Source organism: Streptomyces sp. CNQ085, assembly GCF_022614595.1.
Classification (GTDB): Bacteria; Actinomycetota; Actinomycetes; order Streptomycetales; family Streptomycetaceae; genus Streptomyces.
Window position 1 is genome coordinate 1 of the sequence record NZ_JAJFAU010000160.1, and the last position, 10,997, is coordinate 10,997.

The window sequence follows — 10,997 nt, forward strand, 5'->3', positions numbered from 1 at the left end:
GGCCCGGAATCGAAGATTCCGGGCCCGGCCCTCTGGTTTGTCCGTCCAACGGCCGCCCGGTCCGGGCTGCGGCGTACCGGTGTCCCGGGCCGGCGGGCGGCCCGGGACACCGGAGGGGGCCGACCGCCTACACGCGGCGCAGTCGGAAGGTCAGGGACAGCGACTCGTCCTCGAACGGCTCGCCGAAGGAGTCGTCGCCCCCGTCCTCCGTGTAATCCGTCGCCAGGACCTCGTCCGCGATCAGGGCCTGGTGCTCTGTCAGAGCCCGGGCGACCTCCTCGTCCTCCGACCGCCACCGCAGAGCGATCCGGTCGGCGACGTCCAGACCGCTGTTCTTGCGCGCCTCCTGGATCAGCCGGATCGCGTCACGGGCGAGCCCCGCCCGCCGCAGCTCCGGGGTGATCTCCAGGTCCAGGGCGACAGTGGCGCCGGTGTCGGAGGCCACCGACCAGCCCTCGCGCGGGGTCTCGGTGATGATGACCTCCTCCGGGGAGAGCGCGATGGTCTCGCCGTCGACCTCCACCGCCGCCGTGCCGGCGCGCAGCGCCGCCGACAGAGCCGCCGCGTCCGCCTCGGCGATGGCCTTGGCGACCGGCTGGGTGCGCTTGCCGAACCGGCGGCCCAGCTCCCGGAAGTTGGCCTTGGCGGTGGTGTCCACCAGGGAGCCGCCGACCTCGGACAGGGAAGCGAGCGAGGTGACGTTCAGCTCCTCGGCGATCTGCTCGCGCAGGTCGTCGCTGAGCAGCTCGAAGCCCTGCGCCGCCAGCAGCGCGCGGGAGAGCGGCTGCCGGGTCTTGACCCCCGACTCCGCGCGTGTGGCCCGGCCCAGCTCCACCAGCCGCCGTACCAGCAGCATGTCGCGGGACAGGTCCGGGTCGACGGCCGACAGGTCCGCCTCGGGCCAGGCGGCCAGATGCACGGAGTCCGGCGCGCCGGGAGTGACGGGGAGCACCAGATCCTGCCAGACCCGCTCGGTGATGAACGGCACCAGCGGGGCCATCAGCCGGGTGACGGTCTCCAGCACGTCGTGCAGGGTGCGCAGCGCCGCCGTGTCACCCTGCCAGAAGCGGCGCCGGGAGCGGCGCACGTACCAGTTGGACAGATCGTCCACGAAGGTGGACAGCAGCTTGCCCGTGCGCTGGGTGTCGTAGGCCTCCATGGCCCGGGTGCACTGGTCGACCAGGGCGTGCAGCTCGCTGAGCAGCCAGCGGTCCAGCAGCGGCCGGTCGGCGGGAGCCGGGTCGGCCCCGGACGGCGCCCAGCCCGAGGTGCGGGCGTACAGGGCCTGGAAGGCGACGGTGTTCCAGTAGGTCAGCAGGGTCTTGCGGACGACCTCCTGGATCGTGCCGTGCCCGACGCGCCGCGCGCTCCACGGGGAGCCGCCGGCGGCCATGAACCAGCGGACCGCGTCGGCGCCGTGCCGGTCCATCAGCGGGATGGGCTCCAGGATGTTGCCCAGGTGTTTGGACATCTTCCGGCCGTCCTCGGCGAGGATGTGGCCCAGGCAGACCACGTTCCTGTAGGACGAGCGGTCGAAGACGAGCGTGCCGACCGCCATCAGGGTGTAGAACCAGCCGCGGGTCTGGTCGATGGCCTCGGAGATGAACTGCGCCGGATAGCGCTTCTCGAAGACGTCCTTGTTGCGGTACGGGTAGCCCCACTGGGCGAAGGGCATCGAGCCCGAGTCGTACCAGGCGTCGATGACCTCCGGGACGCGGACGGCCGTCAGCGCGCAGTCCTCGGCGGTGCAGCCGAAGACGACGTCGTCGATGTACGGGCGGTGCGGGTCCAGGCCGGACTGGTCGGTGCCGGTCAGCTCTGACAGCTCCGTCAGCGAGCCGACGCAGGTCAGGTGCCCCTCCTCGCAGCGCCAGATGGGCAGCGGGGTGCCCCAGTAGCGGTTGCGGGACAGGGCCCAGTCGATGTTGTTGTCCAGCCAGTCGCCGTAGCGGCCGTGCTTGACCGACTCCGGGAACCAGTTGGTCCGCTCGTTCTCCCGCAGCAGCTCGTCCTTGATCGCGGTGGTGCGGATGTACCAGGACGGCTGCGCGTAGTAGAGCAGTGCGGTGTGGCAGCGCCAGCAGTGCGGGTAGCTGTGCTCGTAGGGCAGGTGGCGGAAGAGCAGGCCGCGGGCGTCGAGGTCGGCGACCAGCACCTCGTCGGCCTTCTTGAAGAACTGTCCGCCGACCAGCCCCAGGTCCTCCTCGAAGGTGCCGTCGGGCCGGACGGGGTTGACCACCGGGAGTCCGTAGGCCCGGCAGGTGAGCAGGTCGTCCTCGCCGAAGGCGGGGGACTGGTGGACCAGACCGGTGCCGTCCTCGGTGGTGACGTACTCGGCGCCCAGGACGAAGTGGGCGCCCTCGATCTCCACCAGGTCGAACGGGCGGCGGTAGGCCCAGCGCTCCATCTCGCGGCCGGTGAAAGTCTGTCCCGTCGCGCTCCAGCCCTCACCCAGCGCCTTGGCCAGCAGCGGCTCGGCCACCACCAGCTTCTCGGCGCCGTCGGTGGCCACCGCGTAGGTGACATCGGGGTGCGCGGCCACGGCGGTGTTGGACACCAGCGTCCAGGGCGTGGTCGTCCACACCAGCAGTGAGGCCTCGTCGGCCAGCGGACCGGAGGTCAGCGGGAAGCGGACGTAGACCGACGGGTCCACGACGGTCTCGTAGCCCTGCGCCAGCTCGTGGTCGGACAGGCCGGTGCCGCAGCGCGGGCACCAGGGCGCCACGCGGTGGTCCTGGACGAGCAGGCCCCTGCCGAAGATCTCCTTCAGCGACCACCACACGGACTCGATGTAGCCCGGGTCCATCGTCCGGTAGGCGTCGTCCATGTCGACCCAGTAGCCCATCCGGGTCGTCAGCTCGGTGAACGCGTCGGTGTGCCGGGTCACCGACTCGCGGCACTTCGCGTTGAACTCCGCGATGCCGTAGGCCTCGATGTCCTGCTTGCCGTTGAAGCCCAGCTCCTTCTCCACCGCCAGCTCCACGGGCAGGCCGTGGCAGTCCCAGCCGGCCTTGCGCGCCACGTGGTAGCCGCGCATGGTGCGGAAGCGGGGGAAGACGTCCTTGAAGACGCGGGCCTCGATGTGGTGTGCGCCGGGCATGCCGTTCGCGGTCGGCGGGCCCTCGTAGAACACCCATTCGGGGCGGCCCTCGGACTGCTCCAGGCTGCGGGCGAAGACCTTGTTCTCGCGCCAGAGGTCCAGCACGGCGCGCTCCAGGGCGGGAAGGTCCACCTGGGCGGGCACCGGACGGTACTGGGGCGGGGGCTGCGGGCTCATGGTGAGCTTCCTCCAACGGACGTGGTGACTTCCGCCGGAGGGACGAGACCGCCGCCAGTCGGCGCCGGTGCCCGCGGTACCACCCTCCTTGGCGCCGGACGCGTACGCGGGTACGTGTCCACCGCCCTCTCATTGGTGCGGCGACGCCGGTTCTACTCGCCACCCCCTCGCACCGCGTGCCGTCGGCGCACGTGCGTGGGTGGCTTTCTTCCGGCGGCTCCGGGGTGATCTTCGCGCCGCGCTCGCCCCCGGGCTCACACCGTCCCCGGGTCGCTCTTGGCCGCATACGGACGCTACTCGTCCCCTTCGACGCCTCTCGCTCAGCCCAAGTGTAAGGGTGCCCCCGATGGGGGCGGACCGGTTTTCGGACCGCGGTGCCGGGCAGAACGCTTCGCGAGGGGACGGGCCGAGTCCCGGCAAGAGGGAGCGGACCGGCGTGCCCTGTTGCCGCACGGTCGGCACCGATTTATCGTTCCGGTCACGATTCATGCACAAGATAACAATATGTGAAGGGGTCGCGGCCATGGTGGCGAGGGAATCCGCAGCGGGGAGGGCGGAAGCCGCACGGGAGTCCGCCGGGGGGAAGGACGCCGGGCACGCCGAGGACCCCGCGAGCGCCCGGGGGAAGATCTCCGGGGAGGAGTCCGCTGCGAAGAGGGCGGCGGTGAGCACGGGCGCCGGAAGGGCGGCCGGCAGGAAGACAGGAGCCGAGACGGTGGTTGCCAAGAAGCCCACGACGGGAGCGCGGTCCGCCGAGCACACGCCCCCGGTCTCTCCGGCGCGTACGGCAGCGGCCACCGCCGCCCCCGACGAGCTGGCCGTACGTCCCGGAGAGGAGCCCTGGACCGCGCAGGAGGTGGAGGAGGCGCGCGCGGAGCTGTCCTCGGAGTCCGGGCGGCTGCGCGTGGAGATCCACGCCGCGGAGGAGGCCCTCAACGGTCTGATGCGGGACTCGGCCGACGGAGCCGGGGACGACCAGGCCGACACGGGGACGAAGAACATCACGCGCGAGCACGAGATGGCCCTGGCGGAGAACGCCCGCGAGATGCTCTATCAGACCGAGCGCGCCCTGGACCGCCTGGAGGCCGGGACGTACGGCGTCTGCGAGAACTGCGGCAAGCCGATCGGCAAGGCGCGGATGCAGGCGTTCCCCCGGGCCACGCTCTGCGTCGAGTGCAAGCAGCGGCAGGAACGCCGCTGAGCTCTGCCGTCCGCCGCCGCCAGGGTGTGACGTACCCTGCATCACGTGACAGAGGTGGAACGGGCCGGCGGGCAGCCGGGCGAGGCGCAGACCGAGACCGAGACCGTGGACGCAGCCGTTGGCCGGGCCGCGACCGAGGCCGTCGGGCCCGTGAGTGACGGCGGGCCGGCTCCCCGGGAGCGGCGGCGGACGGCGGAACTCGCCATCGTGGCGGCCGTCGCCTACGCCCTGGACCTGATCAGCAAGATCATCGTGGTCGAGAAACTGGAGGGCCACGACCCGATCGAGGTGATCGGCACCTGGCTGCGCTTCCAGGCCGTGCGCAACCCGGGTGCGGCCTTCGGTATCGGCGAGGCCCTCACCGTCGTCTTCACCGTCATCGCGGCGGCCGTGATCGTGGTGATCGCGCGGATCGCCCGCAAGCTCTACAGCACGCCCTGGGCCATCGCGCTCGGACTGCTGCTCGGCGGGGCCCTGGGCAATCTCACCGACCGGATCTTCCGCTCGCCCGGGATCTTCCAGGGCCACGTGGTGGACTTCATCGCACCCGCCCACTTCGCCGTCTTCAACCTGGCCGACTCGGCGATCGTCTGCGGCGGGGTGCTGATCGTGCTGCTGTCCTTCCGCGGGCTGGACCCGGACGGCACCGTCCACAAGGACTGACCGGGGCCGACCGCGGCCGGTCCGGGACCGGGGGCGGGACCGGTCCCCGCACCGGACGCGTGCCTCCGCCCGCCGGGCGGAGGCACCGCGCGCTTCCGGCATACTCGACCGGGTGAGCCAGCTTCCCGAGATCCGCACCCTGCCCGTACCCGACGGCCTGGAGGGCGAGCGTATAGACGCGGCCCTGGCCAGGATGTTCGGCTTCTCCCGTACGAAGGCGGCCGAACTGGCCGCCACGGGGAAGGTCCGGCTCGACGGCGGCGAGGTCGGCAAGTCCGAGCGGGTGCGCGGCGGGGCCTGGATCGAGGTCGAGATGCCCGCGCCGCCCGCACCGGTGCGGGCGGTGGCCGAGCCGGTGGAGGGCATGGAAGTCGTGCACGACGACGACGACGTCGTGGTCGTCGCCAAGCCGATCGGCGTGGCCGCCCACCCGAGCCCCGGCTGGAGCGGTCCCACCGTGATCGGAGGGCTGGCCGCCGCCGGCTTCCGCGTCTCCACCTCAGGCGCGGCCGAGCGGCAGGGCATCGTGCACCGGCTGGATGTAGGCACGTCCGGCCTGATGGTGGTCGCCAAGTCCGAGCGCGCCTACACCCTGCTCAAGCAGCAGTTCCGCGAGCGCACCGTCGACAAGCGCTACCACGCGCTCGTCCAGGGCCATCCCGACCCGCTCAGCGGCACGATCGACGCGCCCATCGGGAGGCACCCCGTCCACGACTACAAATGGGCCGTCACCGCCGATGGCAAGCCGTCGGTCACCCACTACGACCTCATCGAGGCGTTCCGGGCCGCCAGCCTGCTCGACATCAAGCTGGAGACCGGCCGCACCCACCAGATCCGCGTTCACATGGCCGCCCACCGGCACCCGTGCGTCGGCGACACCACCTACGGCGCCGACCCGACGCTGGCCAAGCGCCTGGGACTGGCCCGGCAGTGGCTGCACGCGGTACGGCTGGGCTTCGAGCACCCGGCGGACGGCCGCTGGGCGGAGTTCTCCAGCGAATACCCCGACGACCTGCAGACCGCTCTGGAGCGGATCCGGGCCGAGAGCGCGTAGGCGCCCGCCGCGGGGCCGCGGCGGGCAGGCTGCCCTAATCCGGCTTCCGCGCGTCCGGTATCCCCGGCCGTCCGCCGTTCACCCGGCCGTCCGCACTCGTCTCCTCCCGCTCCGGCCCCCGCCCGAAGGCCGGGGCCGGAGCCGCCTGCGCGGTGGTGACGCGGGGCAGGGCGTAGGGGTGCTCCCGGTGGAGCCAGGTGATCAGCCCCTCGCGGACCTGGCAGCGCAGCGTCCAGATGTCGTCGGGGGTGCGCGCCGTCATCGTCGCGCGGACCTCGACCGTGGTGGGCGTGGAGTCGGTCACCACCAGGCCGTGGCTGCGGCCGTCCCAGGCGTCGCTGGCGCGCACGATCTCCTCGGTCTTCCGCCGGATCTCGGCGATCGGCGCCGAGTGGTCGAGGTGGAGGTAGACGGTGCCGGTCATCCGGGGGTTGCCGCGGGTCCAGTTCTCGAAGGGCTTGCTGGTGAAGTAGGACACCGGCATGGTGACCCTGCGCTCGTCCCAGGTGAGGACCACCAGATAGGAGGTGGTGATCTCCTCGACCGTCCCCCACTCGCCGTCCACGATGACCGTGTCGCCGATGCGCACCATGTCACCGAAGGCGATCTGCAGGCCGGCGAAGAGATTGCCCAGCGTGGACTGGGCGGCGATACCGGCGACTATGCCCAGCACACCGGCGGAGGCCAGCATGGAGGCGCCCAGCTTCTCCATCGCGGGGAACTGCAGCAGCATCGCCGCGCCGGCGATCACCGTGACCACCGCCGTGGCCAGCCGCCTGATCAGCGTCAGCTGGGTGCGTACCCGCCGCACCCGCGCGGCGTCGTGGGCGAGCCCGGCGTACCGGGAGTAGGCCGTCTCCACGACGGCGGTCAGCACTCGCAGCATCAGCCACGCGGCGGCCCCGATCAGTATCAGGTTCAGCCAGAGGTCGACGGCCCTCTGGTGGTCCCTGGCCAGGTGCGTCTCGTCGGAGAAGGCGTTGAGCAGCCCGACGAAGACCACTGCCTGCAGTGGGACCCGGCCGCTGCGCAGCAGACCCCACAGCGGGGTCTCCGGGTGCCGGGCGTCCATGCGCCGCAGCGCGCGGTCCACCGCCCAGCCGACGGCGAACGCCAGGATGAGGGCGCCGCCGAAGACGATCAGCGGCCGCAGCACGTTCTCCATGGTGGTGTGAACTCCTCGGAAGACTCCTGGGCACGGAAAAAGAACCCCACCGACCGTACCTGGCACCATGGGAGGACTCCGCCTCCCGGCGCGGCGCCGTGATGTGGATCATGAGGCTGACCTGCTAAGGAAGTGACACCGTGCCCACCGTTGTGATGTTCCACTCCGCCTACGGGCCGCGCCCCGCCGTCGAGGAGGCGGCCGTCAGGCTGAGGGAGGCCGGGCACGAGGTCCACACCCCCGACCTGTACGGCGGGCGTACCGCCCGGACGGTCGAGGAGAGCGTGGAGATCAAGGACGGGATCGGCCGCGACGAACTGCTGAGGAGGGCTGTCGCCGCCACCGCCCCGTTCTCCGAGCGCGGGGTGGTGTACGCCGGGTTCTCCCTGGGCGGTGCGATCGCCCAGAACCTCGCGCTCGCCGACACCCGCGCCCGCGGACTGCTGCTCCTGCACGGCACCTCCGACATTCCCGAGGACGCGGCCGTCGACGACCTGCCCGTGCAGCTCCACGTCGCCGACCCCGACCCCTTCGAGCCGCACGACTGGCTGAACGCCTGGTACCTGCGGATGCGGCGGGCGGGCGCGGACGTCGAGGTGCACCGCTACCCCGGGGCCGGACACCTGTACACCGACTCCGGCCTGCCGGACCACGACGAGGACGCGGCCGGGCGGACCTGGCGGACCGCACTCGGCTTCCTGGCGGAACTGGAGGATCCGGCGGGGCGCTGAACCGGGCGGAGCGCTGAACCGTGTGCGGGAGGTCCGGGAAACGCGCCTCCCGCACACGGCGAACCTCAGCGCACGGGACCGTCCGCGCGTTCCACCCGCTGCGTGCCCGAGCGGGTCCGGTAGGAGCGCACGTGGACGGCGGACGCCCGCGGGTCGGTCTTGTCCGACAGCGCGTAGTAGTCCATCTGCGTCCGCTCGGCGTCCACGTCGAGGACGCCGTAGCCGTGCGAGTCCATGTCGAGCCACTTGGTGTGCCGGTTGGCGGCGCGTACGGCCGTCTCCGCGATGGAGGAGACGGTGTGCGGCGGCACTCTCAGGATGTCGTCGATGTTGTCGGAGGTGACGGAGGCGACCACGAACTCCGTGGCGACCGGATGCTGGAGCGGGTACGTCGCGGCCCGGACGGGGACGTCGTTGGCGAAGGCCATGTGGATGTCGCCCGTGAGGAAGACGGTGTTGCCGATGCCGCTCTCGCGCAGGTGCGTCAGCAACTCCCGGCGGTCGTCGGTGTAGCCGTCCCACTGGTCGACGTTGACGGCCAGTCCCTCGCGGGGCACGCCGAGCAGATCGGCCAGCGGCCCGAGCAGGTACGCCGGCACGGACCCGAAGGCCATGGGCGAGATCATCACCGAGGTGCCCACCAGGTGCCACCGGGCGCCGGAGGACGCCAGGGAGGACTTCAGCCAGTCCAGCTGCGCGCGGCCGGTGATGGTGCGGCCGGGGTCGTCCACGTCGTCGCTGCCGATGTCCGCCTGGCGGTCGCGGAAGGAGCGCAGGTCGAGCAGGTGGAGATCGGCGAGGTCGCCGAAGCGCAGCCGCCGGTAGACGGTGCCCTCGACGGAGGGGCGGACCGGCATCCACTCGAAGTACGCCCGGCGCGCGGCTGAAGCGCGCGCCTCCCAGTCGCCCTCCACGCCGGGTGTGTGATTCTCCGCGCCGCCGGACCAGGCGTCGTTGGCTGTCTCGTGGTCGTCCCAGATCGCGATCACCGGGTGCGCGGCGTGCAGTGCCTGAAGATCGCTGTCGCCCTTGTAGTGTGCGTGACGCTGCCGGTAGTCGGCCAGGGTGACCGTCTCGTGGACAGGGTGCATCTCGCGGACGGCCCCGTCCTTGAGCGGGTACTCGCCCTTGCCGTACTCGTATATGTAGTCGCCCAGGTGGAGGACGGCGTCGAGGTCGGACCGGGCGGCGAGGTGGCGGTAGGCGGAGAAGAAACCGCTCTCGTAGTGGGAGCAGGAGACCACCCCGAAGCGGACGCGGTCCGCGGCCGTTCCGTCGGCGGGCGCGGTGCGGGTGCGGCCGACGGGGGAGAGGACGCCTCCGGCCGAGAAGCGGTAGTGGTACCCGGTGGCCGGGCGCAGTCCGCGCACGTCGGCCTTGACGGTGTGGTCGGCCTCCGCGGTGGCGGTGGTGCGGCCGGACGCGACGACGCGGGTGAAGGCGCGGTCCTCGGCGACCTCCCAGGCGACCTCGACGGGCGCGCCCAGTCCGGAGCCGGGCACCGCGTCGGGGGTGGGGGTGATCCGGGTCCACAGCAGGACGCCGTCGGGCAGCGGGTCGCCGGAGGCGACTCCGTGGACGAAGCCCGGGCCGTCCGAGGCCCGGGCGCGCTGCGGTGCGGCCAGGGGCAGCATCGCGGCGCCGGCGGTCGCGGCGGTGGCCGCGACGACCGTGCGCCGCGTGGGGGCAGGGGCATGGGATGCGGTGTGGGTGTCGGTCACGGCCGCAGATGCTACGTGCCGGTAGGGCTACGGGACAGGGGGCCGGAAAGAGTTCGCCCACTGGTCGAACGGTGTTGTCCCGAAAGCGCTGTGAGCCGCGCCGGCGGGCCGGGGAGGCCCGGCGCCGGCGGCACCGGGAGGGGGCCGCCGGGCCGTGCGCCGGTCACTTGACGCCGAGCTTCTCCAGTTCGGCGGGCAGCTTGCTGACCTCGACGTCCTTGCCGTCGATCCGGACGGTCGGGGTGCCCTGGATCCCGGCCTCGTTGAAGCTGTCGATCATCTCGAGCGCCCACTTGTCGTAGGTGCCCTTCTCCACGGCCGTCTCGAACTCCTGGTTGCCCTTGAGCGCGTCGACGTTCTCGGCGACCTTCAGCAGGTAGTCGTTGTCGGCGAACTTGTCCTGGTTCTCCGGCGGGTGGTGCTCGGCGGAGTACAGCAGGGAGTGGTACTCGCTGAACGCCTCGGTGCTCACGTCGAGCGCGGCGCCCAGGGCGCTGGCGGCGTTCTTGGAGCCGTCGCCGCCGAAGTTGCCGTCGATGATGCTGCCGAGGTGGACCCGCAGCTTGTACTTGCCGTCCTCCGCGCCCTTCTTGAGCGTCCCGCCGAGGGCCTGCTCGAAGTTGGCGCAGGCGGGGCAGCGCATGTCCTCGTAGACGTCGATCGTCTTCTCGGCGCCCTCGTCGCCGATGAGGACGGTCGTGCCGTTCTCCCCGGCGGCGTTGGCCGGCTCGACCAGCTTCTTGTCCGCCGCGGCGGCCCAGGACTTCTCGCTGCCGCCCTCGTCCATGTTGGCGACGGCGAAGCCGACGCCGCCCGCGACCGCGAGGATCGCCAGCACCGAGCCGCCGACGACCGCCTGGCGGCGCAGCTTGTCCTTCTTGGCCTGCTTCTCCCGCTCGGCTCGCAGCCGCTCGCGGGCGGCGCGCTTGGCTTCCTGGCTGTTGCGCTTGCTCATGGGTGTGTTCTCCGTGTCCGGTGCGTGATGTGTGGGGGCGGTGGTGCTCAGGCGGCGAGGGCCACGGAGCACGGGGGTCCGCGCCGTACGACGGAATGGGTCAGCAGGGGGAGCGCACGGTGTGCGCGAGCGCGGTGGGCGGGGAGGTGATGTCGCCGACCGGCTTGGTCCCGGGGCGCTCGGCATGGAAGTCGCGGCCGATGAGGTCCGGGGCCGGCTTCGCCTTCTTG

8 protein-coding genes are annotated in these 10,997 nt (G+C 71.9%); 4 read left to right on the forward strand and 4 right to left on the reverse strand.

Annotated elements, in window-relative coordinates:
* Positions 1–127: 127 nt before the first annotated feature.
* Complete coding sequence (ileS, locus tag LJ221_RS20915; protein WP_241718275.1) at positions 128–3,277, reverse strand: isoleucine--tRNA ligase; 3,150 nt, start codon at positions 3,275–3,277, stop codon at positions 128–130.
* Positions 3,278–3,764: 487 nt separating this feature from the next.
* On the opposite strand from ileS, the gene LJ221_RS20920 reads away from it, so the two are divergent.
* From LJ221_RS20920 to LJ221_RS20930, 3 genes are all read left to right on the forward strand, one after another.
* Entirely contained in the window at positions 3,765–4,478 is a 714-nt protein-coding gene (locus LJ221_RS20920; protein WP_374228523.1) for a TraR/DksA family transcriptional regulator, read from the forward strand.
* Positions 4,479–4,523: 45 nt separating this feature from the next.
* A complete protein-coding gene (gene lspA, locus LJ221_RS20925) occupies positions 4,524–5,141 on the forward strand; it encodes a signal peptidase II (protein WP_241718277.1) in 618 nt (205 codons plus the stop codon).
* A 112-nt stretch (positions 5,142–5,253) separates the two neighbouring features.
* Complete coding sequence (locus LJ221_RS20930; RefSeq protein ID WP_241718278.1) at positions 5,254–6,195, forward strand: RluA family pseudouridine synthase; 942 nt, start codon at positions 5,254–5,256, stop codon at positions 6,193–6,195.
* Between the two features lie 34 nt (positions 6,196–6,229).
* Here LJ221_RS20930 and LJ221_RS20935 read toward each other — a convergent pair whose 3' ends face one another.
* Positions 6,230–7,360 carry a mechanosensitive ion channel family protein gene (locus tag LJ221_RS20935; protein WP_241718279.1) on the reverse strand — a complete coding sequence of 377 codons (1,131 nt, stop codon included), beginning with the start codon at positions 7,358–7,360 and terminating at the stop codon, positions 6,230–6,232.
* 140 nt (positions 7,361–7,500) lie between these two features.
* Here LJ221_RS20935 and LJ221_RS20940 point away from each other — a divergent pair, with 140 nt between their 5' ends.
* Positions 7,501–8,091, forward strand: coding sequence for a dienelactone hydrolase family protein (locus LJ221_RS20940; RefSeq protein ID WP_308314832.1), 591 nt, complete (start codon positions 7,501–7,503; stop codon positions 8,089–8,091).
* Positions 8,092–8,156: 65 nt separating this feature from the next.
* Here LJ221_RS20940 and LJ221_RS20945 read toward each other — a convergent pair whose 3' ends face one another.
* Together LJ221_RS20945 and LJ221_RS20950 are read right to left on the reverse strand one after the other, a co-directional pair.
* A complete protein-coding gene (locus LJ221_RS20945; protein WP_241718280.1) occupies positions 8,157–9,812 on the reverse strand; it encodes an alkaline phosphatase in 1,656 nt (551 codons plus the stop codon).
* A 163-nt stretch (positions 9,813–9,975) separates the two neighbouring features.
* Positions 9,976–10,767, reverse strand: a complete 792-nt coding sequence (locus LJ221_RS20950; RefSeq protein WP_241718281.1) for a thioredoxin domain-containing protein — start codon at positions 10,765–10,767, stop codon at positions 9,976–9,978.
* Positions 10,768–10,997: the final 230 nt, after the last annotated feature.

Bases quoted from the DNA above. Each gene is read 5' to 3' on its own strand.
- ileS (WP_241718275.1), bottom strand. From the start codon at position 3,277: ATGAGCCCGCAGCCCCCGCCCCAGTACCGTCCGGTGCCCGCCCAGGTG.
- LJ221_RS20920 (WP_374228523.1), top strand. From the start codon at position 3,765: ATGCACAAGATAACAATATGTGAAGGGGTCGCGGCCATGGTGGCGAGG.
- LJ221_RS20935 (WP_241718279.1), bottom strand. From the start codon at position 7,360: ATGGAGAACGTGCTGCGGCCGCTGATCGTCTTCGGCGGCGCCCTCATC.
- LJ221_RS20950 (WP_241718281.1), bottom strand. From the start codon at position 10,767: ATGAGCAAGCGCAACAGCCAGGAAGCCAAGCGCGCCGCCCGCGAGCGG.